At 72.1% G+C, this 22,656-nt stretch carries 19 protein-coding genes; 4 read left to right on the top strand and 15 right to left on the bottom strand.

What is annotated here, in order from left to right; all coding sequences use genetic code 11:
* Position 1: 1 nt before the first annotated feature.
* Positions 2–1,705, top strand: coding sequence for an MFS transporter (locus tag AB3X52_RS11780; protein ID WP_367994267.1), 1,704 nt, complete (start codon positions 2–4; stop codon positions 1,703–1,705).
* 91 nt (positions 1,706–1,796) lie between these two features.
* Here the strand turns inward: AB3X52_RS11780 and AB3X52_RS11775 are convergent, their stop codons facing one another.
* From AB3X52_RS11775 to AB3X52_RS11760, 4 genes are all read right to left on the bottom strand, one after another.
* The gene (locus tag AB3X52_RS11775; RefSeq protein ID WP_367994266.1) at positions 1,797–2,345 is read right to left on the bottom strand and encodes a type 1 glutamine amidotransferase domain-containing protein; all 549 of its coding nucleotides are present in this window, start codon (positions 2,343–2,345) and stop codon (positions 1,797–1,799) included.
* A 92-nt stretch (positions 2,346–2,437) separates the two neighbouring features.
* Complete coding sequence (locus tag AB3X52_RS11770; RefSeq protein ID WP_367994265.1) at positions 2,438–3,436, bottom strand: uroporphyrinogen decarboxylase/cobalamine-independent methonine synthase family protein; 999 nt, start codon at positions 3,434–3,436, stop codon at positions 2,438–2,440.
* Complete coding sequence (mnmA, locus tag AB3X52_RS11765) at positions 3,433–4,569, bottom strand: tRNA 2-thiouridine(34) synthase MnmA (RefSeq protein WP_367994264.1); 1,137 nt, start codon at positions 4,567–4,569, stop codon at positions 3,433–3,435. The genes AB3X52_RS11770 and mnmA overlap by 4 nt, the downstream gene beginning before the upstream one ends.
* Complete coding sequence (locus AB3X52_RS11760) at positions 4,566–5,774, bottom strand: cysteine desulfurase family protein (protein WP_367994263.1); 1,209 nt, start codon at positions 5,772–5,774, stop codon at positions 4,566–4,568. The genes mnmA and AB3X52_RS11760 overlap by 4 nt, the downstream gene beginning before the upstream one ends.
* 120 nt (positions 5,775–5,894) lie before the next feature.
* Between AB3X52_RS11760 and ppk2 the strand changes: the two genes are divergently transcribed.
* Positions 5,895–6,785, top strand: a complete 891-nt coding sequence (gene ppk2, locus AB3X52_RS11755; RefSeq protein WP_367994262.1) for a polyphosphate kinase 2 — start codon at positions 5,895–5,897, stop codon at positions 6,783–6,785.
* A 12-nt stretch (positions 6,786–6,797) separates the two neighbouring features.
* Here ppk2 and AB3X52_RS11750 read toward each other — a convergent pair whose 3' ends face one another.
* The 9 genes from AB3X52_RS11750 to AB3X52_RS11710 form a co-directional block, all read right to left on the bottom strand.
* Positions 6,798–7,109, bottom strand: coding sequence for a DUF3349 domain-containing protein (locus AB3X52_RS11750; protein ID WP_367994261.1), 312 nt, complete (start codon positions 7,107–7,109; stop codon positions 6,798–6,800).
* The gene (locus AB3X52_RS11745) at positions 7,109–7,414 is read right to left on the bottom strand and encodes a hypothetical protein (RefSeq protein WP_367994260.1); all 306 of its coding nucleotides are present in this window, start codon (positions 7,412–7,414) and stop codon (positions 7,109–7,111) included. The genes AB3X52_RS11750 and AB3X52_RS11745 overlap by 1 nt, the downstream gene beginning before the upstream one ends.
* Complete coding sequence (locus AB3X52_RS11740; RefSeq protein WP_367994259.1) at positions 7,411–8,634, bottom strand: inorganic phosphate transporter; 1,224 nt, start codon at positions 8,632–8,634, stop codon at positions 7,411–7,413. The genes AB3X52_RS11745 and AB3X52_RS11740 overlap by 4 nt, the downstream gene beginning before the upstream one ends.
* 152 nt (positions 8,635–8,786) lie before the next feature.
* Entirely contained in the window at positions 8,787–9,899 is a 1,113-nt protein-coding gene (gene proB, locus AB3X52_RS11735) for a glutamate 5-kinase (RefSeq protein ID WP_367994258.1), read from the bottom strand.
* A complete protein-coding gene (obgE, locus tag AB3X52_RS11730) occupies positions 9,899–11,467 on the bottom strand; it encodes a GTPase ObgE (protein ID WP_367994257.1) in 1,569 nt (522 codons plus the stop codon). Before obgE ends, proB begins: the two co-directional genes overlap by 1 nt.
* 163 nt (positions 11,468–11,630) lie before the next feature.
* Positions 11,631–11,885 carry a 50S ribosomal protein L27 gene (gene rpmA / locus AB3X52_RS11725; RefSeq protein WP_367994256.1) on the bottom strand — a complete coding sequence of 85 codons (255 nt, stop codon included), beginning with the start codon at positions 11,883–11,885 and terminating at the stop codon, positions 11,631–11,633.
* Between the two features lie 127 nt (positions 11,886–12,012).
* Complete coding sequence (rplU, locus tag AB3X52_RS11720; protein WP_367994275.1) at positions 12,013–12,315, bottom strand: 50S ribosomal protein L21; 303 nt, start codon at positions 12,313–12,315, stop codon at positions 12,013–12,015.
* A 178-nt stretch (positions 12,316–12,493) separates the two neighbouring features.
* Positions 12,494–15,829, bottom strand: coding sequence for an Rne/Rng family ribonuclease (locus AB3X52_RS11715; RefSeq protein WP_367994255.1), 3,336 nt, complete (start codon positions 15,827–15,829; stop codon positions 12,494–12,496).
* 388 nt (positions 15,830–16,217) lie between these two features.
* Positions 16,218–16,955, bottom strand: coding sequence for a TIGR03936 family radical SAM-associated protein (locus AB3X52_RS11710; protein ID WP_367994254.1), 738 nt, complete (start codon positions 16,953–16,955; stop codon positions 16,218–16,220).
* Between the two features lie 142 nt (positions 16,956–17,097).
* On the opposite strand from AB3X52_RS11710, the gene AB3X52_RS11705 reads away from it, so the two are divergent.
* On the top strand, positions 17,098–18,300 hold the full coding sequence (locus AB3X52_RS11705; protein ID WP_367994253.1) for an MFS transporter: 1,203 nt from the start codon (positions 17,098–17,100) through the stop codon (positions 18,298–18,300).
* Positions 18,297–19,334 (top strand): endonuclease/exonuclease/phosphatase family protein, encoded by a 1,038-nt coding sequence (locus AB3X52_RS11700; protein ID WP_367994252.1) that lies wholly within the window; start codon positions 18,297–18,299, stop codon positions 19,332–19,334. Before AB3X52_RS11705 ends, AB3X52_RS11700 begins: the two co-directional genes overlap by 4 nt.
* Before the next feature lie 3 nt (positions 19,335–19,337).
* Here the strand turns inward: AB3X52_RS11700 and AB3X52_RS11695 are convergent, their stop codons facing one another.
* On the bottom strand, positions 19,338–20,438 hold the full coding sequence (locus tag AB3X52_RS11695; protein ID WP_367994251.1) for an LLM class flavin-dependent oxidoreductase: 1,101 nt from the start codon (positions 20,436–20,438) through the stop codon (positions 19,338–19,340).
* 184 nt (positions 20,439–20,622) lie between these two features.
* A complete protein-coding gene (locus AB3X52_RS11690) occupies positions 20,623–22,614 on the bottom strand; it encodes a TIGR03960 family B12-binding radical SAM protein (protein ID WP_367994250.1) in 1,992 nt (663 codons plus the stop codon).
* Positions 22,615–22,656: the final 42 nt, after the last annotated feature.

The following is a 22,656-nucleotide window of genomic DNA, read 5'->3' as shown; positions in this document are numbered from 1 at the left end:
CATGACCACACTCGACAAGGCCGGCCCGCCCGCACGGGCGGCCGGCACGGGCCCACGCCACCTCGGCTGGGCGCTCGTGCTCATCAACATCGCTCAGCTGATGGTGGTGCTCGACGCGACCATCGCCAACATCGCCCTGCCCTACATCGGGCAGGATCTCCACATCGGCCAGGCCGACCTGACGTGGATCGTCACCGGCTACGCGCTCGCCTTCGGCGGGCTGCTCCTGCTCGGCGGGCGCCTCGGCGACCTCTACGGCCGCCGCCGCATCTTCATGGTCGGCCTCGCCGTCTTCGCGATCGCCTCCCTCGCCGGCGGCCTCGCCCAGAACGAGGGCCTGCTGCTGGCCGCCCGAGGCCTGCAGGGCTTCGGCGCCGCGATGGCCTCTCCGGCAGCGCTCGCGCTGATCACGACGACCTTCCCGGCCGGTCCCGCCCGCAACCGCGCCTTCGCGGTGTACGCCGCCATGTCGGGCGCCGGCGCGGCCGTCGGCCTGATCCTCGGCGGCTGGCTGACCGGCCTCGACAGCGTCTTCGGCGCCTCCATCGACGGCTGGCGGCTGACCTTCCTCATCAACGTGCCGATCGGCCTGGTCGCCGCAGCGCTCGCGCCGAGGTTCCTCGCCGAGTCCCAGCGTCACCGCGGCTGGCTCGACATCCCGGGCGCCATCACCGGCACGCTCGGGCTGATGGGGATCGTCTTCGGCCTCAACCGCGCCGGCGAGGCGGCGTATGGCTGGGGCTCCGGCCAGACGATCGGCGCGCTCGTCGCCGGGGTTGTCCTGCTCGTGGTCTTCGCCGTGGTCGAGTCCCGGGTGGAGCACCCGCTGCTACCGATCCGGATCTTCGCCAACCGCACCCGTGCGGTGAGTTTCGCGGCGATGATGATCGCCCCGGCGGCCATGTTCGCGATGTTCTACTACCTGAGCCTCTTCATCCAGCAGATCGTCGGCTACAGCCCGCTCCACGCCGGGTTCGCGTTCCTGCCGTTCTCCTTCGGCATCGTCATCGGCGCCACGACCGCCTCCAAGCTCGTGGCCCGGATCGACCCGCGGTTCCTGGCCGGGACGGGCACGCTGCTGGCGGCGTTCTCGCTCTTCATGTTCTCCCGGATCTCCATCGACGACTCCCCCGGCTCGGTGCTGGCGCACCTGGCCAGGAACGAGACGGCCGGAACCGGCCTGAACTACTGGGCCCACATCTTCCCGTTCATCGTCACGATGGCGATCGGCATGGGCATGACCTTCGTGTCCATGACGCTCACCGCCGTCCACCACGTGCGGGCGGAGGACTCCGGGATCGGCTCGGGGGTGCTCAACACGATGCAGCAGGTCGGTGGCGCCCTCGGGCTCGCAACGCTCAGCACGGTCGCGCTGCATTTCATCAACCAGCGTGGCGCCGAGGTCGGCCCCGCCCTCGCGCAGGGGATCCAGCAGGCCGGTCAGAGCCCGACCGCGACCGTCCCCGGCTCGAGCATGAGCCTGCTCGAGGGCTCGACCTTCCAGGCGACCTTCACCGAGGGCGCGACACACGCGTTCGTCGTGGGCTCGGTCATGATGCTCGTCGCTTCGGCCCTCATCTGGCTGCTGCTCAACGTCAAGCACACCGAGCTCGCCACCGACAACCCGGCCGACCGGGCCCCCGACACGGTCGAGGACGAGCTCGGCGACGACCTCGTCGCTCCGGAGACCGTGCCGGCCGACTGATCGGCAGCAGTACGCCGGCGGCGTACTCCCGCAAGCGACGTGGCCGCTCCCGGACGGGAGCGGCCACGTTCGCCATCCGGGGGCCGGGTCGTCAGACCTCGGCGCCCACGAGGGCGTTCCCGATGGCCCCGACGAAGGCGTCGAGATCGTCGGGCTTCCGGCTGGTGATGAGGTTGCCGTCGACGACGACCTCCTCGTCCACCCAGTCCGCGCCCGCGTTGCGCAGGTCGTCGGCGAGGCTCGGCCAGCTCGTGACGCGGCGTCCGCTCGCCTTGCCGGCCGAGACCAGCAGCCACGGCCCATGACAGATGATGGCCAGCGGTTTGCCGGCGTCGTCGACGGCGCGCAGGAGAGCCTGCGCCTTCTCGTCCATCCGGAGATGGTCGGCGTTGACCGACCCGCCGGGGACCACGAGCGCGTCGATCGCGGCGGGGTCGACGTCGTCGAAGGTGCCGTCGACGTCGACCTTCTGGGTCGGGTTCACATCACCCTGCGTCGCCTGGATCGGCTGGCCGTCGACGCTGTAGACCTTCACGTCGGCGCCGCTCTCACGCAGGGCGTCGCGGGGCACGAGGAGCTCCGGCTCCTCGAAGTAGTCGCCGGCGATGATGGCGACCTGTTTGCCGGTCAGGTGGGGCACGACTCCTCCTTCGCTGCTGGGGTCAGCCACCCCGTACCCACGGCCGCGGTCCCCCATCACCGCCGAGTCCCGGGTGACGGCGGGTTCGGGACTCAACCGAGGTTGGCGGCGACGACGCCCGCGAGCCGCATCGCCTCGCGGGCCCAGCCCGGGCTCGCCCCGGCCAGCCCGCAGGCGGGCGCGACGACCAGGCGGTCGCCGACCTCCTCGGGCGCGAGTCCGACCATGTCCAGCCAGCGCAGCACCCGCTCGGTGACCGCCTTGTCGGTCGGCGGCTCGTCGGGCGGGAGGGAGGGTACGACGCCGAGGGCGACCGTGACCTCGGGCTCCGCCTCGAGCGCCTCGGCGAGGTGGTCCGTGCCCGTCGCGTCCAGGACACCCAGGTCGACGGAGAGGCCGCGCGCCCCCGCGCCCAGGAGCAGATCCAGCGGTGTCCCGGGAGCGCAGGAGTGCACCCACGGCTCCGCCCCAGCGTCGGCGACGGCGTCGAGCACCCACGCAAGCGCCTGAGAGGCCTCGGGCGGCTCGACCGACCGGTGTCGGCCGTAGCCGGAGGCAGTCGGCACCTTCCCGCCGAGGACGGCGGGCAGCGCCGGCTCGTCGACCTGGACGATGAGCCGGCCCGCACCGGGGAGCCGCCGACGCACGTCCTGGACGTGGGCGGACACGCCCTCGGCGAGCGCTTGGGCGAGCTCGCGGCGGGCGCCGTGGTCGGCCAGGACGCGGTCACCGCGTGGCCGCTCCACGGTGGCGGACAGGGTCCACGGCCCGGCGACCTGCAGTTTGAAGGGGCCTTCGTAGCCCTGGGTGAGCTCCTCGACGGCGTCGAGGTCCTGGGCGAGCAGCGACCGGGCGCGGCGGTGGTCGAGGGCCGGCGCGCCCGACGTCCCGGTCAGCCGCCATCCCGCGGGCTGCAGGTCGGCGTCGAGCCCCTCCACGACCGCGAGCGTGCGGCCCGTCATCGAGGCGATCGCGCCCCGCGCCGGGAGCTCGGGGACATGCGGCAGGTCGGGCAGCTCGCCGAGCACCTGCTTCACCGCTTCGCGGTAGTCCTCCCCCGGCAGCGAGCCGATCCCGGTGGCGACCGTCACCGGGCGCTCACCGCCGCCCGCCGCGTGGCCGAGATCGTCGCCGAGCCGACGACCCGGCCGCCGTCGTACACCACCGCGGCCTGGCCGGGCGCGATGCCGTACGCCGGGTCGAGGAGGTCGATCTCGACGGTCTGGGCGCTTTTCTCGCCCGTCACCCGCACGACCGCCCGGTGCTCCTCTCCGTGAGCGCGGAGCTGGACGGTCACCCCGGGGCCGTCGAGCGTGCCGGGCACCGTCCCGCACCAGCGCGGACGGATGCCGGTGAGCCCGTCGACAGCGAGATGCTCACGCGGACCGACCGTGACCGTGCCGGAGACCGGCTCGATGTCGAGCACGAAACGTGGTCGCCCGTCGGGGGCCGGCCGGCCCAGGCGGAGGCCCTTGCGCTGGCCGATCGTGAAGGCGTAGGTGCCCTGGTGACGGCCGAGGACCTCGCCGGACTCGTCGACGATCGCGCCGCCCTGGTTGGGCGCCCGGTCGCCGAGCTTCTCGCGCAGCCAGCCGGCGTTGTCACCGTCGGCGACGAAGCAGATGTCGTGGCTGTCGGGCTTGTCCGCGACGAGCAGGCCGCGCGCGGCGGCCTCGCGACGCACCTCGGGCTTCGGCGTGTCGCCGAGCGGGAAGAGCGAGTGGCGCAGTTGGGCCTGGTCGAGCACGCCGAGGACATAGCTCTGGTCCTTGCCGCCGTCGATGGCGCGGTGGAGCTCGACGAGACCGTCGTCGCCGGTCCGCAGCCGGGCGTAGTGGCCGGTCGCGACCGCGTCGAAGCCCAGCGCCAGGGCACGGTCGAGGACCGCGGCGAACTTGATCTTCTCGTTGCACCGCAGGCACGGGTTGGGTGTCCGGCCGGCGGCGTACTCCCCCATGAAGTCCTCGACGACGTCCTCATGGAAGCGGTCGGAGAGATCCCAGACATAGAACGGGATGCCGATCACATCGGCGGCGCGACGCGCGTCGTTGGCGTCCTCGATGGTGCAGCAGCCGCGCGCGCCGGTGCGATAGGACGCCGGGTTGCGCGAGAGCGCGAGGTGGACACCGGTGACGTCGTGGCCGGCCTCCTTCGCGCGGGCGGCGGCGACGGCCGAGTCCACGCCCCCGGACATCGCGGCGACGACCCGGAGAGGACGGGTCATCGGGTCGCTCCGGCAGCGCGGGCGCGCTCGACGCACGCACCGATCGCGTCCACGAGCGCGTCGACGTCGGTCTCGGTGGAGTTGTGGCCGAGCGAGAACCGCAGCGAGCTGCGGGCCGTCTCGTCGTCCTGCCCCATGGCGAGCAGCACGTGGGAGGCCTGGGGTACGCCGGCCGAGCAGGCCGAGCCGGTCGAGCACTCGATCCCCCGGGCATCGAGCAGCATGAGCAGCGAGTCGCCCTCACAGCCGGGGAAGCCGAAGTGGGCGTTGCCGGGGAGGCGGTGGGCCGCGGGCGGGTCGATCGCGGCGCCGTTGAGGACGGCGTCCGGGACCGCGCGCAGCACGCCCTCGACGAGCCGTCGACGCAGGTCACCGACCCGGGCGGCGTACTCCGGCTGGAGCTTGACACCCAGCTCGACCGCCGCCGCGAAACCGGCGATGGCCGGCGTGGCACTGGTGCCGCTGCGAATGTCGCGCTCCTGCCCACCGCCGTGGACGAGCGCGGTGACCTCGAGCTCGCGGCGTACGACGAGCGCCCCGGCACCCACCGGACCCCCGACCTTGTGGCCCGTGAGCGAGAGAGCGTCGACACCGCTCGCCGCGAAGTCGACCGGGACCGCGCCGACGGCCTGGACGGCATCGGTGTGGACCGGGATGCCGTGCGCGTGCGCGATCTCGACGACGTCCTCGACCGGCTGCAGCGTGCCGACCTCGTTGTTGGCCCACATGAGCGAGACCAGCGCCACCGAGCCGGGGTCGCGCTCGACCGCCTCCCGGAGCGCGTCGACCCGGAGCCGGCCGGCCTCGTCGACGGGGAGGAGCTCGACCTGAGCGCCCTCGCTGCCCCGCCTATCAGGCTGAGCGAGCCAGTGGAGCGAGTCGAGGACCGCGTGGTGCTCGACGGCGGAGGTCAGGATCCGGACCCGCCGCGGGTCGGCGGCCCGACGCGACCAGAACACGCCCTTGAGCGCGAGGTTGTCCGCCTCGGTCCCGCCGGAGGTGAACACCACCTCGCCGGGGCGGCAGCCGATCGACTGCGCGATCGTCTCGCGCGACTCCTCCACCACCCGGCGGGCCCGCCGGCCCGACGCGTGCAGCGAGCTCGCGTTGCCGACCTCGGCCAGCTCCTTCGTCATCGCCTCGATCGCCGCGGGCACCATCGGCGTGGTCGCGGCGTGGTCGAGATAGACGGTGCGAGAAGTCATCGACGTCCAATGTACGGCGCCGCGCCGAGTCACGAACAACCGCCGACCGCGGATGGACGCGCCACCGGGCGCTCCCTCACCGTTACCCCCCGTTCAACCGGGCTCCCTAGCGTCTGGCCCATGTCCTGGGACCTGCGTGCCTTCATCGACCATCTCGTCATCGACGGCCACACCATCGGCGAGGACCACGACGACGATCCCGTGCTCCTCGACCCCGCCGGACGGGCGGTCGACACCTGGCGGGAGAGCTATCCCTACGACGAGCGGATGGCCCGCCGGGAGTACGACGAGCAGAAGTACCTGCTCCAGGTCGAGCTGCTCAAGTTCCAGCGTTGGAACGAGCAGACCGGCGGCCGTCACGTCATCCTCTTCGAAGGCCGCGACGCCGCCGGCAAGGGCGGCACGATCAAGCGGTTCATGGAGCACATGAACCCGCGCTACGCGCGCACCGTCGCTCTCACGAAGCCGAGCGACCGCGAGGCGCGGCAGTGGTACTTCCAGCGCTACGTCCAGCACCTGCCGACCGCTGGGGAGATCGTGCTCTTCGACCGGTCGTGGTATAACCGCGCCGGCGTCGAGCGGGTCATGGGCTTCTGCTCCGACGAGGAGTACGAGCAGTACATGACCCAGGCGCCACTCTTCGAGCGGATGCTCGTCGAGAGCGGCATCACGCTCACGAAGTTCTGGTTCTCGGTCACGCGCTCCGAGCAGCGGACCCGCTTCATCATCCGACAGATCGACCCGGTCCGGCAGTGGAAGCTCTCCCCCATCGACGTCGAGTCGCTCGACAAGTGGGACGACTACACGGCCGCCAAGGAGGCCATGATCCGGCGTACCGACACCGCGTGGGCGCCGTGGACCACCGTGCGCAGCAACGACAAGAAGCGTGCCCGGATCAACGCGATGCGACACTTCCTCGCCCTGCACGACTACGCGGAGAAGGACCCCGAGATCGTCGGTACGCCGGACCCGCTCATCGTCCGCCGCGGGATCGAGGCCGTCGGAGACTGACCGGGCGCACCGTCAGGAGATGTCGGACGCGAGCGGCCAGCCGCCGGCGGCGAGATGGGCGGAGACCCGGGCGAGATCCGCCGGCGCACACCGCTGGAAGGCCTTCTCCCGCACCATCGCGCGGACGTCGTCGGCGCTCACCGGCACATCGCCGTTCGAGACCGACCAGAGTGCGAGCTCGTCGGCGATCTGCTCGATGTCGCGCTCGGTGAGCCGTCGGTGCAGGACACCGAGGACGGGCGGGTAGTCGTTCGGCGGGATGCCGTCCGGGTAGCCCGCGCGCAGCCAGTCGAGGATCCGGCCGACGGGCGACTCGCCGCTCATCACGACTTCTCCGAGATCTGCGGCCAGACGTGGTCGAAGGAGATCTCCTTGCCCATGCCGCTCACGACCACGATGAGGATGCCGGCGACGACGCCGTAGGCCACGACCAGGAAGCAGAGTCCGGCGAGCACCTTCCCGATCGGATGGGGCGCGGCCTGCTCGTCGACCTCGGCGCTGCCACCGCGGCCGAAGGCGAGCGAGCGGATGCCGACGGCGAAGACCGCCGGGAGGCCGGCGCCGAGCACGAGACCGGCGAGGAGGACCTTCCAGGCCCCCTCGAGGGCGAACTGCAGGTTGTCGATCACGCCGCGACTCCCTTCGGGGCGGGCAGGGTCGCCGACGGCGTGCCCTGCCACTCGTCGTTGACATTGTGGGCACCGACCGCGTTCATCCGCGAGCGGGCGTACATCCACCCGGCCAGGCCGAGCAGGACGAGGAAGACGATGATCGGTCCCGCGGTGGTGCCGCAGACGTGCCCGATCTCCCACATGAGTCCGCCGACGACCGCGGCCGCCGGGAGCGTGATGACCCACGCGACCACCATCCGGCCCGCGATCCCCCAGCGGACCTCGGCGCCGGGCCGACCCAGACCGGTCCCGAGGATCGAGCCGGTGGCCACGTGGGTGGTCGAGAGCGCGAACCCGAGGTGGCTGCTGGCCAGGATCACGGCAGCCGAGGACGCCTCGGCGGCCATCCCCTGGGGTGAGTCGATCTCGACGAGGCCCTTGCCGAGGGTGCGGATGATGCGCCATCCCCCGATCCAGGTGCCGAGCGCGATCGCCAGCGCGCAGACGACCTTCACCCACAGCGGGATCGCGTCGGTGTGGCTCCAGTGGCCGCTGGCGATGAGCGCGAGGGTGATGACCCCCATGGTCTTCTGGGCGTCGTTGGTGCCGTGGGCGAGACTCACCAGCGACGCGGTGCCGATCTGACCCCAGCGGAAGCCGTTCTCGGTGAATCGCGCGGCGACCCCGACGACGAGCCGGTAGATCACCCAGGTGCCGATCCCGGCGACGACCGCGGCGATGACGGGTGACATCAGCGCCGGCAGGATCACCTTGCCGACGACGCCGTCGAGCTTGCTCCCGTCGCCGTTCCAGTTCACCCCGGACATGCCGAGGCCGGCGATCGCGGCACCGATGAGGCCGCCGAACAGCGCATGGGAGGAGCTCGACGGGAGCCCGAGCAGCCAGGTCAGCAGGTTCCAGACGATGCCGCCGACAAGTCCCGCGAGCACGATCAGGAGCAGCGCATGACCGCCGCCCTCCACGAGCTCCGGCTTCGGCGCGCCGTCGGCGTCCTGCACCGTGATGACGGCGTTGGTCACCGTCAGGGCCACCTCGACGGAGAGGAAGGCGCCGACGAGGTTGAGGGCCGCCGAGAGGATGACCGCCAGCCGGGGCCCGAGCGCGCCGGTCGCGATGGACGTCGCCATGGCGTTCCCGGTGTCGTGGAAGCCGTTGGTGAAGTCGAACCCGAGTGCCGTCACGACGACGAGCACGAGCGTGAGTGTCTCCGCGTTCACACCGGAACGGTGTCGCCGGTCCGGTCCGGCCGTAAAGGGCGCCGGGCAGTTCTTCGCCCGATGTTCACCTGGGCGACCCCACGCTCAGCTCGTCGCCGCCGGCACCCCGCAAGCCAGTCCGACGGCCCAGGCGATCACCCGGACCGTGCCCCTCAGAGGATCACCATGTCGTCGCGGTGGACGACCTCCCGGGCGTACGCCGGCCCCAGCTCGGCCTCGAGCTCGGGTGAGCTCCGACCGACGAGCTGCGGGATCTCGTCGGCGTCGAAGTTCACCAGCCCACGCGCGACCGCCACTCCGTCCGGGCCGACGAGGTCCACCGGGTCGCCGGCGTGGAAGGAACCGGTGGCGCCGGTGATCCCGGCGGCCAGCAGCGAGGCGTGCCGGTCGACGAGGGCACGGACCGCACCGGTGTCGAGTGTGACCGCGCCGAGCGGCTCGGTGGCGTGTTCGAGCCACAGCAGCCGCGAGGGGCGGCGCCGGCCGGTGGCGTGGAAGAGGGTGCCGACCTCGTCACCGTCGAGCGCCTCCGCGGCCCGGGCCGCGGAGGTGAGGACCACCGGGATGCCCGCCTCGACCGCGATCCGGGCGGCCTCGATCTTGGTGACCATGCCGCCCGTGCCGACGCCGGCGGCACCCGCCTTCCCGATCGCCACGTCGGCGAGCTCGCTCATGGCCCGCACCTCGGGGACGAGGGCGGCCGAGGGGTCGCTCGGGGGCGCGTCGTACAAGCCGTCGACATCGCTGAGGAGCACCAGCAGGTCGGCGTGCACGAGATGGGCCACGAGCGCGGCGAGACGGTCGTTGTCGCCGAAGCGGATCTCGCTCGTCGCCACGGTGTCGTTCTCGTTGACGATCGGCAGCACGCCCCGGGCGAGCAGCTCGGTGAACGTCGAGGTCGCGTTGCGGTAGTGCGACCGCCGGGTCACGTCGTCGACCGTGAGCAGGACCTGAGCGGCGATGAGGTCGTGCCGGGCCAGCTCCTCGGTGTAGCGGTGGATCAGCAGGCCCTGTCCTACCGAGGCGGCGGCCTGCTGTGCGGCCAGCTGACGCGGACGACGGCTGAGCCCGAGCGGCGCCAGCCCGGCGGCGATCGCCCCGGACGACACGAGCACGACCTCCGCGCCGCGTGCGCGGGCCGCGGCCACCACGTCGACCAGGGCGCTCACCCGGTCCGGATCGATGCCGCCGGCCGCGGTCGTCAACGACGACGAGCCGACCTTGACGACGACGCGCCGGGCCCCGAGGACCTGCTCACGCCCCATCAGCGCTCGCGGTCCTCGTCGTGGTCGGCGCCCGGGTCGTCCGCGAGCCAGTCGGGGTCGTCGGCGGAGCCGATCTCGTACGACGTCGGGCCGGTGTCGCCGAGGTCCAGGCGTCGCGCGACGTCGGCACGGGTCTCGCCCTCGGCGCGCTCCTCCATCGCCTCCTGGATCGCCCGGCGCCGCTGCGCGGCCGGACGGTCCTCGGTGAAGCGCTGGTCCTCGCCGCGGCGGCCGAGCATCTCGGCGCCGGCCTCGATCGAGGGCCGGAAGTCGAAGACGACCGCGCCACTGTCCCCGGCGTGCGGGTCGCCGATGATGACGGTGTCGCCCTCCTCGGCGCCGAGCTCCATGAGTCGATCCTCGATCCCGAGCCGGTTGAGCCGGTCGGCGAGATAGCCGACCGCCTCCTCGTTGGCGAAGTCGGTCTGTCGCACCCAGCGCTCGGGCTTCTCGCCACGGACGACGTAGCCGTCGTCGGTCGGCGTGACGGTGAACTCGGCGCCGCCGTCGGCGCCCTGCGGGCGGAGGACGATCCGGGTCGGGGTCACCTCCGGACGCGCGGTGCGGGAGGCGGCGACAATCTCGGCCATGGCGAAGACCAGCTCGCGGGTGCCCTCGCCGGAGGCGGCGGAGAGCGGGAAGACGCGCAGTCCCCGCTCGCGCAGCTCGTCGATGGTCATCTCGGCGATGTCACGGCCGTCGGGGACGTCGACCTTGTTGAGCGCGACCAGCCGCGGCCGGTCCTCCAGGCCGCCGTGACTGGTCAGCTCGTTCTCGATGATGTCAAGGTCGTCGAGGGGGTTGCGGCCCGGCTCGATCGACGCCGTGTCGATGACGTGCACGATCGCCGCGCAGCGCTCGATGTGACGGAGGAACTCGTGCCCGAGTCCACGTCCGTCGCTCGCCCCCTCGATGAGGCCCGGGACGTCCGCGACCGTGAACGTCGTGTCGCCGGCGCGGACGACGCCGAGGTTGGGGACGAGCGTGGTGAACGGGTAGTCGGCGATCTTGGGCCGCGCCCGCGAGATCGCCGCGATGAGCGAGGACTTCCCTGCGCTCGGGAAGCCGACGAGCCCGACGTCGGCGACGACCTTGAGCTCGAGGCCGATCTCGCGGTCCTCACCGGGCTCGCCGAGCAGCGCGAAGCCCGGCGCCTTCCGCTTGGAGGACGCCAGCGCGGCGTTGCCGAGCCCACCCCTGCCGCCCTGCGCGACGACGAGCTCGCTGCCGGCTCCGACCAGGTCGGCCAGCACGTTGCCCTGCATGTCGGTGACGACGGTGCCGTCCGGCACCGGCAGCACGAGGTCCTCGCCGTGGGCGCCGTTGCGATGGTCGCCGGCCCCCTGGCCGCCGTTGCCGGCCTTCCGCTTCGGGCTGTGGTGGTAGTCGATCAACGTCGTGACGTCGGGGTCGACCCGGAGGATCACCGAGCCACCGGGACCGCCGTTGCCGCCGTCGGGACCGCCGAGCGGCTTGAACTTCTCCCGATGGACGGAGGCGACGCCGTGACCGCCCCGACCGGCGCTCACATGGAGCGTCACTCGGTCGACGAAGGTGGGGACAGCCATGAGATCTCCTTGGGTGCCGAGTCGGCGTACGTGGGTGCCGACTCGGCGTTGATGCTGCGGTCGAGTCGGCGCAGACGGTCGGCTCAGCGGGTCAAATGCCGAAGGGCGTCCCGATTGTAGGGACGCCCTTCGGTGGAAGCTCTTGTCGCGTGCGGAGCGTCAGTCACTCCGACGGGACGATGTTGACGACGCGGCGACCGCGGCGGGTGCCGAACTCGACCGCACCGGCCTGCAGCGCGAACAGGGTGTCGTCGCCGCCACGGCCCACACCGGAACCGGGGTGGAAGTGGGTGCCACGCTGGCGGACGATGATCTCGCCGGCGTTGACCAGCTGGCCGCCGAAGCGCTTGACGCCGAGGCGCTGGGAGTTCGAGTCGCGGCCGTTCTTGGTGGACGCCGCACCCTTCTTGTGTGCCATCTCTTCAGTCCTTCTGAGTGTTCGCTCGGTAAGCCGATGCTGGTTGGCCGGCAGCGTGCGCCCCGCCGCGAAGCGGTCCTGGCCCTGGTGTCGATGTCAGGGGCCGGTGGGCGACACGCCCGGTCAATCAGACAGTGATCGCGGTGACCTTGACCTGGGTGTACTTCTGGCGGTGACCCTGGCGCTTCTTGTAGCCGGTCTTGTTCTTGTACTTCTGGATGACGATCTTCGGGCCCTTGGTGGCACCGACGACCTCGGCACTCACGCTGGCCTTGTCGAGACCGGTCGCGGTGACCTTCTCGCCGTCGACCAGGAGGACGACCGGCAGGCTCACCGAGGAGCCGGCCTCGCCGTCGACGCGGTCGATCTCGATGACGTCGCCGACGGCAACCTTCTGCTGGGTGCTGCCAGCCTTCACGATCGCGTACACCGCGGTCTCCTTCATCTGGTACGTCCTGCAAGAACTGTGGTCTGCGCGTGCCGAGGCCGGCCAGGACTCGAGGAGCCCGAACGACTGGGTGCCGCAGAGATGACGCGCTGCGCACGCCGACGGTCAATAGTACGCAACGCCTCGCTGGCACCGCAAAACGCCGAGGCCGGCGCCGACGTCAGCGCTTCTTGGCGCCCTTCTTCTTCACCGGGACGTGCTCGACGTGCGGCTCGTCGCCGTCGGTGACCTCGGACAGGATCGCCCCCTCGGCGGCCGAGTCGCTCGGCTCGGAGACGGTCGCCCCGGCCGGTCGGCTCGCGCCGCGTCGCGTCCGAGTGATGACCCTCGGCGGCTCCGGCGTCGCGACCGGTTCCGACGCGGGTACGACGACCGCGGCCGCCTCCACCACGACCGGCTGCACGGCCGTCGTCTGGTCGGGCGAGCCCGCCGGTCGGCTCGCCGCACGACGACGGGTCCGAGTGACGACCTTCGGCTTCGTCGGCTCCTCGGGGGCCACGGGCTCCTCAGGGGCCACCGGCTCCTCGGACGCCGCCGGCGCGCTGACGGCGGCCGGCGCCTCGGGCCGCTCCGTCGCGGCCGCAGTCTCCGTCTCGGCGACGGCCACCGGCTCCAGCGGCGTGACGGCCGCCTCGTCGGCGGCCGGTGCCTGGACAGCCGCCGCGGCGGACTCGGCAGCGGCTGCCGCCTCGGCGGCTTCCGCGGCGGCCTTCTCCTCGTGACGCGCCATGGCCGCGAACTCCGCGGGAGTCGGCGTCTTCGGGACCTCGGCCGTCGACGTACCCGCGTTGCCGTGGGTGTCATTGGCGCCGTTGCTGCCGTTGCTGGCGGCGCCGCCGCCGTTGTCGCCCTCGCCGTTGCCGCTCTTGCCGCGGCCGCCGCGACGGCGACGACGCGGCTCGTCGGAGGACGGGCCTGCGGCGGCACCGCCCTTGCCGGACTCGATCGGGTGATCGTGGACGATCAGGCCGCGGCCGGCGCAGTGCTCGCAGGTCTCGGAGAACGCCTCGAGGAGGCCGGTCCCGATCCGCTTGCGGGTCATCTGGACGAGACCCAGCGACGTCACCTCGGCGACCTGGTGACGGGTCCGGTCGCGACCGAGGCACTCGACCAGACGTCGCAGCACGAGGTCTCGGTTGGACTCGAGCACCATGTCGATGAAGTCGACGACGATGATGCCGCCGATGTCGCGCAGCCGAAGCTGGCGGACGATCTCCTCCGCGGCCTCGAGGTTGTTCTTGGTGACGGTCTCCTCCAGGTTGCCCCCGGAGCCGGTGAACTTGCCGGTGTTGACGTCGATGACCGTCATCGCCTCGGTGCGGTCGATGATCAGCGAGCCACCCGACGGCAGCCAGACCTTGCGGTCGAGCCCCTTGGCGATCTGCTCGTCGATGCGGTAGGCCGCGAAGGCGTCCTTCCCGTTCTCGGACTCGTAGCGCTCGAGCCGCTCCTCGAGGTCCGGCGCCACGTGGGAGACGTACCCCTGGACGGTCTCCCAGGCGTCCTCGCCCTGGATGACGAGCTTGGTGAAGTCCTCGGTGAAGAGGTCGCGGACGACCTTGAGGGTCAGGTCGGGCTCGCCGTAGAGCAACTGCGGGCCATTGCCGCCGGCCTTCTTCTCGATGTCCTCCCAGCGAGCCTTGAGCCGCTCGACGTCGCGGGTCAGCTCGTCCTCGGAGGCGCCCTCGGCCGCCGTACGCACGATCACGCCCGCGCTGTCGGGGACGATCTCCTTCAGGAGCGCCTTCAGCCGGTTGCGCTCGGTGTCGGGCAGCTTGCGGGAGATGCCGCTCGTGGTGCCGTCGGGCACGTAGACGAGGAAGCGGCCGGCGAGACTGACCTGGCTGGTCAGGCGGGCGCCCTTGTGGCCGATCGGGTCCTTCGTGACCTGGACCAGGACCTTCTGGCCGGAGGTGAGGACCGACTCGATCTTGCGGGGCTGGCCCTCCTTCCACCCGAGGGCGGCCCAGTTGACCTCGCCGGCGTAGAGGACCGCGTTGCGGCCCTTGCCGATGTCGATGAAGGCGGCCTCCATCGACGGCAGGACGTTCTGCACCCTGCCGAGGTAGACGTTGCCGATCAGCGACGTCTGGGACTCCCGGGCGACGTAGTGCTCCACGAGGACCTTGTCCTCGAGCACCGCGATCTGGGTGAGGTCCTCCCGCTCGCGGATCACCATGACGCGCTCGACGGACTCACGCCGGGCGAGGAACTCCGCCTCGCTCACGATCGGAGCGCGGCGTCGGCCGGCCTCGCGCCCCTCACGGCGACGCTGCTTCTTGGCCTCGAGGCGGGTCGAGCCGGAGAGCGCCGTGATCTGGTCCTCCGCGGACCGGCCCTGGCGGACCCTCGTCACGGTGTTGGGCGGGTTGTCGTCCTCGTCGCCGTTCGCCTCGCCGGCGCGGCGACGGCGCCGGCGACGACGCGACGAGCCCGACCCCTCGCCCTGCTCCTGGTCAGCCGGGTCAGCCTGCTCGGTCCGGTCCTCGGACTCGGCCTCGCCGGAGTCCGCGTCGTCCGCGGAATCCTCGCCGTTGTCCTGGGTGTCGCCACCGGACTTGCGGCGCCGGCGGCCACCGCGTCGCCGACGGCGGCGACCGCCGCCCGACTCGTCGCCGGACTCCTCGGCGCCCTCCTCCGTCTGCGCCTCGGCGGGCTCCTCGGCGGCCTTCTCCGCCGTGGGCTCGGCCTGCGGCGCCTCCTCGGCGGCCGGGGCACCTTCGGCGGCCGGGGTCTGAGCCTCGTCCTCAGCCGGCTGCTCGACAGGCGGCTCCGCCTTCTTGCGGGTCGTGCGCTTGCGGGTCGCCTTCTTGGCGGCCGGCGCCTGGAAGAGCACGGCGGTCGCCGACGGGGCCGCGGCCTCGGTGCTCTCCTCCGCGCTCTGCTCGGCCGGTGTCTCGGCGGGCGTCTCGGTGGATGTCTCCGGTGCCGGCTCCGCCGTGGGGGCCTCCGTGGCCGACGGCTGCTCCTCGGGCGCCGCCGCGGCCTTCTTCGTGGCGCGCTTCGCGGTCGTCTTCGCCGCCGTGGTCTTCTTCGCGGCGGCCTTCTTGGCCGTCGTCCTCTTCGCAGCGGCCTTCTTCGCGGTCCGCTTGGCCGGCGCCGCCGCCGACTCGTCTGCCGACGCCTCCGGGCTCTCGGCCGCGGCTTCGAGGGCCTCCGGCGACGTCACCGGGGCCTCGGCGGGGGTCTCAGCGGAGGTCTCGGCGGGAGCCTCGGCCGGCGCCTCCACCGCGTCGACGCCCGGGATCGTCTCGTCGACCGGAGCGGCGGCCGCCTTCTTGGTCGTCCGCTTGGCGGTCGACTTCGCGGTCGTGGTCTTCTTCGCGGCCGTCTTCGCCGTACTGGTCTTCTTGGCCGCAGTCTTCGCGGTCGTGGTCTTCGTGGCCGTCGTCTTCTTGGCGGCGGTCTTGCGGGTCGTCCGCTTGGCGGGAGCCTCCGCGGCGCCGGGCGCCGCGCTCCCCTCTGTGGTGCTGTCGACGGGGGTCTCGTCGGCCATGCCGTACTCCTCGGTCCGCCGCACTCAGGCGGTCGGACGGTCACTGGCCGGGAAGTGCCGCTCGGGCGGCCGCATCCACGGCGCAAAGCTTGTCAGGGCGGCGACCCTCTCCGCGGTGCGTCACTGGAACACCCTCGGTCGCCTGCCGCGGTCGCTGGCCTTCCGGGATCTCCGGGGCGGATCGCTGTCACCGACCTGCCTGGCCGCGTCGCGGTCTGGCGACGTCCTGGTCCTCCACTGTGCCGACCCACGCCTCCGGGGAGACCAGGACGGCGAGAACGTCGTCGATCCGGCCGCGATGTGGACACGGTGCCCGCACGGTGACCGAACGTGGCGAGTATCGCACACGCCCCCAGGGATCCCCGGTATCCGCGCGCCACGCGGAGTCTCAAGGCATCGCGTGGAGCGGATCACCGATCGTTCCGGAGGCCTCGTCGAACGGTCCCTGGGCCAGCCGAGTGAGGAGCGGCAGGCCGCCGTGTTCGGGGCCGACCTTCAGCCCGGCGACGTTCTGCAACCCCGCGACGACGTCGTCCGGGCGTACGGCGGGCGTGCCGTGCCGCAGGACGAGCTCCAGTCGCGACCCACCCTCACGCGGGGCAGCCGAGAGCGCGACGACGGCCGCGCGGCAGTCGAACTCACGCAGCCCCTTCTTCGTCATGCGCTCGACCAGCACCTCGGACGCGCCGAGGAACGCGGCCACCGCCGTCGCGGCGTCGGCGGCGGGAGTGGGCAGGTCGATGATCCAGCTGCTGGCCCGGAGCAGGTCGGCGAGCGCCCCCGGCGGCGCGGCCTCGGTGTCGACGACCTCGAGCAGGTCGAGCCCGTCGGGCATCACCTCGTCGAGCGCGGCCAGCACCTCGGCGGGGTCGACGGTCTCACGGAGCGCCACCTCGAGGTACTCCGCCTCGCTCGCGGCGCCGGTCGGTGCCGCCCCGGCGTAGGAGATACGCGGGTGCGGGTTGAAGCCCGACGAGAACGCGACGGGGACGCGGGCCCGCGAGACCGCCCGCTCGAAGACCCGGCTGAAGTCGCGGTGGCTGGTGAACCGGAGCCGTCCGCGCTTGGCGTAGCGGATCCGCAGGCGCTGGACCGGCGGGGCTTGCTGTTCGGGCTGCTGACGCACGGCTGCAGGGTAGTTGTCCGTGCGACGTGACCACGATTCGCAACCGAGCGCGGCAGCTCGGCGCCTGACATCTGTCACGTTGTGGACCGGAACCGCGAGGCGCGTCGCGGCCGGGGCCCACCGGGATGCAAGGATGCGCGAAGTGAACCGCCGTACCACCTCCGCCGCCTTCCTCCTCGCCGGGATCCTGCTGCTCGCGCTCAACCTGCGACCGGCAGCGGTGAGCGTGGGACCGGTGCTGCCGGAGCTTCGGCGCGGTCTCACCATGTCCACGGGCACGGCGGCGGTGCTCACCACGCTCCCCGTGTTGGCGTTCGCGGTCTTCGGCGCGCTCGCTCCGGTCATCTCCCGCCTCTTCGGGATCCACCGCGCGACGCTGCTGGCACTCTTCGCCATCGCCATCGGGCTCTTCTCTCGCGCGCTCGCCTCCGACGACGCGGTCTTCCTCGGCCTCTCTGCGCTCGCGTTGGCGGGGATGGCGGTCGCGAACGTGTTGCTGCCCTCGCTGGTCAAACGCCACTTCCCGCGGGGCCTCGGTCCGGTCACGGCCCTCTACTCCACGGTGCAGGCGATCGGCATGACCCTCGCCCTGGTCCTCACCGTGCCGATCGCACACGCGCGTGGCGGCTGGCGCACCGGTCTCGCCGTGTGGGGCGTGCTCGCCCTCGTCGCCGCGCTCCCGTGGCTCGGGCTGGTGCGCCATGACCATGCGGCACCGCCCCCGGTCAAGCGGGTCCGGTTCATCGACGTCGCCCGCACCCGGCTCGGCCTCGCGATGGCGGGCTTCTTCGGGCTCCAGGCGCTGCAGTCGTACGCCGTCTTCGGCTGGTTCGCGACGCTCTGGCGTGACCACGGCTTCTCCGCCGGACAGGCCGGGCTCCTCGTCGGCCTGGTCGCCGCCGTCTCGGTGCCGCTCTCCCTCTTCGTCCCGGCGGTCGCCGCCTGGGCCCGCGACCCGCGGCCGATCATGGCTGGGGTCAGCTGCTGCTTCCCGCTGGGTTACGTCGGCCTGCTCGTCGCTCCGCACGCGCTCGCGATCCCGGGCGCGCTGCTTCTGGGCGTGGGCACGGTCTCCTTCCCGCTCGCGCTGGTGCTCATCGGCCTCCGGACCCGGCTCCCCGACGTGACGGCCGCCCTCTCCGCGGTCACGCAGGCCGGCGGCTACACCCTGGCGGTGGTCGGGCCGCTCGGATTCGGGCTCCTCCATGCTGCCACCGGCGGCTGGACGTGGCCGCTGGTCGCCCTGGCCCTGCTGGGGATCCCGCAACTGCTGCTGGTGCTCTACGTCGGCCGTCCGGGCCACGTCGACGACCGGCTGCCGGCCTCGGCGGCGACCGCCCCGTGAGCCCGGGTGACCGGCGCGGCTGGAGGGACCGGCTGCGCGGCGTACGCTGGCGCGACCTGGCCCCTGCCCTCGTGCTCGGCGGCGTCCTCGTCCTCATCGGCGCCATCGTGCTCTTCGGCGCCGTCGGGCACGGCCCACGCACGACGCCACCGACCACCGCACCGACCGGTCCCGGTCCCACCCCGCACGTCTCGCCCGCGCCCTCCGGCGAATCCGGTTCGCCGTCGCCGAGCCGTCCCGGCGGCTCCGGCCGGCCGACCCTCAACCCCTCGTCCCTGCCGACGCTGCCCGGCTGTCTCGCACCGATCTCGCTCTCGGTGATGACGTTCAACATCCATGGCGGCGTCCGGGTCGCCTCCCCCCGCGTCCTCGACCTCGACCGGATCGTGGCCGAGATCAAGGCCGCCCGCCCCGACGTCGTACTCCTGCAGGAGATCGACCGCCACCGGCGGCGCAGTGACGATCTCGACGTCCCGGCGGTCCTCGGGAAGCGCCTGGGCATGGCGTCCACGTTCGGGCTGAACGTCCGGCACGGCGCCGTCGGGGAGTACGGCACGGCCGTGCTCTCCCGCTACCCGATCACCGCGACCCGCAACACGCCGCTCCCCCGCCCCGCCGGCACCCAGCAGCGCGGCCTGCTCCTCGCCCGGATCTCGGTCGCCGGCCAGCAGGTCGACATCTATGACACCCACCTGGAGAACACCTCTCCGGCGGCGCGCCGGGTCCAGATCGCCCGGATCCGTGACCTGATCGCCGACGCCGACCATCCGGTGATCCTCGGCGGCGACTTCAACGCCACGCCGACCACGGAGGTCCTGCGGGTCGCGCGTGGTTTCCTGCGGGACAGCTGGGCCGAGGTCGGCAGCGGTTCGGGAGCCACCCACGGAGGCCGCCACCACCTGCGCATCGACTACCTCCTCCACAACTCCTGGCTCACGCCGCTCCAGGCGCAGGTGCGCCCGTCCGCGGTCTCCGACCACCGCGCACTGCTCGTCGGGTATGCGCTGTGGTCCAAGGAGGGATGCGGCAGCTAGCGCCTACACCGTGACGGCGTCGCCGACCAGCTCGCGCAGGCGGGGGATCACCGACGTCCCGACCCGGGCGATCTCCTCGCGGTAGGGCGTGTCGGAGAGGATGAAGTGGCTGACGCCGAGGTGGTGGTACGCCGCCAACGCCCGCGCCACGTCGTCGGCCGAGCCCACCAGCCAGGTCGTTCCCGCACCGCCTCCGCCGACCTTGCCCGGCACGGTGTAGAGGCAGCTGTCGAGGACATCGCCACGCTGCTGGAGGTCGAGGAGCCGCTGCTGGCCGACGGCCTTGCCCTTGTGACGGTTGCCCTTCCACATGTCGGCGTTGTCGGCGAACCGCTCGACCTTCGCCTCCGCGTCGCGCCAGGCCTCCTCGGTCGTGTCCCGCACGAGCGTCGTGATGCGCAGGCCGAACTCGAGCGGCTTCACCCGGTGGTCCGCCTGCGCCTCGAGCGTCTTGAGCCGGTCGATGCGCTCGGCGATGCCGTCGAGCGGCTCGCCCCAGAAGAGCTGGACGTCGGCCTCGTGGGCCGAGGTGACCTCGGCCGCCGGCGATGCGCCGCCGAAGTAGAGCGTCGGGTGGAGGCGGTCCCCGCCGGCGGTCGAGAGCGCGTAGGGCCGCGGCACCACGGTGGCGTCCTCGACCCAGTAGTGCTCCCCCTTGAACGTGACGCGCTCCTCGGTCCACAGCCGGCGGACGAGCCGCATGAACTCCCTCGTGCGCGCGTAGCGGGTCGCCTGGTCGACCTCGGCGTCGCCGTACGCCGCCGGGTTGTCCTGCCCGCTGACGATGTTGACCAGGAGGCGTCCGCGGCTGAGGCTGTCGAGGGTCGCCGCCGCGGTCGCGAACTGCGCCGGCGACCAGTAGCCGGGGCGTACGGCGCACAGCGGCTTGAAGGACTGGGTGCGCGCCGCGAGGGAGGTGGCCAGGGTGAACGTGTCCGGCCTCCCCCAGCCGGTGCCGAGCAGCGCCCCGCTCCAGCCCGCGACCTCGCAACGCTGCGCGAGATCGGTGGAGTAGTCCAGGCTCCCCCAGCCGGCGCCGTTGGTGTCGCCGCGGTGGCCGGGCTCAACGGTGTTCGGGATGTACCACAAGAACTCGAGGGTCATGCAGGGAAGCATAACCCATTAAGTTCGTAGACTTTATTGCCTTGATAGGGCGGGGCCGAGGCCGTCACGCAGCGACGGTCGCGAGTGGTCACTCGTGGCGGCGCCGAGCGCCTCCGAGGTGGCAGGAGTGACCACTCGCGTGGACATGCGTCAGCGGGGTGCAGTCGGAACCGCGGACGGCAGATCAGACGACGCTCAGCGGGAGCAGCTTCTGCCCCGTGGGGCCGATCTGGATCTCGGTGCCCATCTCGGGGCACACGCCACAGTCGTAGCAGGGGGTCCAGCGGCAGTCCTCGACCTCGATGTCCTCCCCGTTCGCGGCGGCGAGGGCATCCTCCCAGTCGGCCCACAGCCAGTCCTTGTCCAGGCCGGAGTCGAGGTGGTCCCAGGGCAGGACCTCGTCGTACGGGCGCTCACGGGTGGTGAACCAGTCGAGGTCCACGCCGGTGCCGTCGAGTCCGCGCGAGGCGGCCGCGACCCAGCGCTCGTAGGAGAAGTGCTCGCTCCAGCCGTCGAAGCGGCCGCCGTCGCGCCAGACCTCCTCGATGATCCGGCCGACGCGCCGGTCACCGCGCGAGAGCAGCCCTTCGACGATGCCGGGCTGGCCGTCGTGATAGCGGAACCCGATGGCGCGACCGAACCGCTTGTCGGCGCGAACCACCTCGCGCAGCTTCGCGAGGCGGGCGTCGGTCGTCTCGTGGTCGAGCTGGGCCGCCCATTGGAACGGCGTGTGGGCCTTGGGCACGAACCCGCCGATCGAGACCGTGCAGCGGATGTCGTTGCGCCCCGAGACCTCGCGCCCCTTCGCGATGACCCGCTTGGCCAGGTCGGCGATGGCGAGCACGTCCTCGTCGGTCTCGGTCGGGAGGCCGCACATGAAGTAGAGCTTCACCTGCCGCCAGCCGTGGGAGTACGCCGTCGCGACGGTCCGGATCAGGTCCTCCTCGGTCACCATCTTGTTGATGACCTTGCGCATCCGCTCGCTGCCGCCCTCCGGGGCGAACGTGAGCCCCGAGCGCCGCCCGTTGCGGGAGAACTCGTTGGCGAGCGTGATGTTGAAGGCGTCGACCCGCGTCGACGGCAAGGAGAGCGAGACGTTGGAGCCGTCGTAGCGGTCGGCGAGGCCGGTGGCGAGGTCGCCGATCTCGGTGTGGTCGGCGGAGCTCAGCGAGAGCAGGCCGACCTCCTCGAATCCCGACTTGCGGATGCCGTTCTCGACCATGTCGCCGATCGTCGTGATCGAGCGCTCCCGCACGGGGCGGGTGATCATGCCGGCCTGGCAGAAGCGGCAGCCACGGGTGCAGCCGCGGAAGATCTCGACGGAGTAGCGCTCGTGCACGGTCTCAGCGAGCGGGACCAGGGGCTTGCGGGGGTAGGGCCACGCGTCGAGGTCCATGAGCGTGTGCTTGCGCACCCGCCACGGGATGCCGTCGACCGTCGGGACGACCGCCTCGATGGCGCCGTCGTCGGCGTACGTCACGGCGTAGAACTTGGGGACGTAGACCGCGCCGCTCACAGCAAGCCGGCGCAGCAGCTCGTCCCGCGGGCTCGCCATGTCGCCGGCAGGTCGCCCCTCGGCCTTCCACTCGCGGACGACCTCGGAGATCTTCAGGACGACCTCCTCGCCGTCGCCGAGCACGGCGGCGTCGAGGAAGTCGGCGATCGGCTCGGGGTTGAAGGCGGCGTGCCCGCCCGCGATCACGACCGGGTCCTCGTCGGTGCGGTCCACCGCGTGCAGCGGGATGCCGGCGAGGTCGAGCGCGTTGAGCATGTTGGTGTAGCCGAGCTCGGTGGAGAAGCTGATGCCGAACAGGTCGAAGGCGCGCACCGGGCGGTGGGCGTCGACCGTGAACTGCGGGATCGGCCCCTGCTCGTCACCCGCGCGCATGATCTTCTCGAGGTCGGGCCACACGGCGTAGGTGCGCTCCGCGACGATCCAGTCGCGCTCGTTGAGCACCTCGTAGAGGATCTGGACGCCCTGGTTGGGCAGGCCGATCTCGTAGGCGTCGGGATACATCAGCGCCCAGCGCACCGTCTCGCCCCCGGACACCTCGGCGGTGTCCCAGTCCTTGATCGTGGCGTTGAGCTCGCCGCCGACGTACTGGACGGGCTTGGAGACCAGCGCCAGGCGGGGCTCGAGACGGGGGAAGACCGACTCAGGGGCTGCTGCGGACATGCGTGAAAGGGTACGTCGGCGGGGCGGCCCGCGCCGAGTTCG

The organism is Nocardioides eburneus, from assembly GCF_040838215.1.
In the GTDB taxonomy this organism is placed as follows: domain Bacteria; phylum Actinomycetota; class Actinomycetes; order Propionibacteriales; family Nocardioidaceae; genus Nocardioides; species Nocardioides eburneus.
This window is presented reverse-complemented; position numbering and strand designations above follow the sequence as displayed.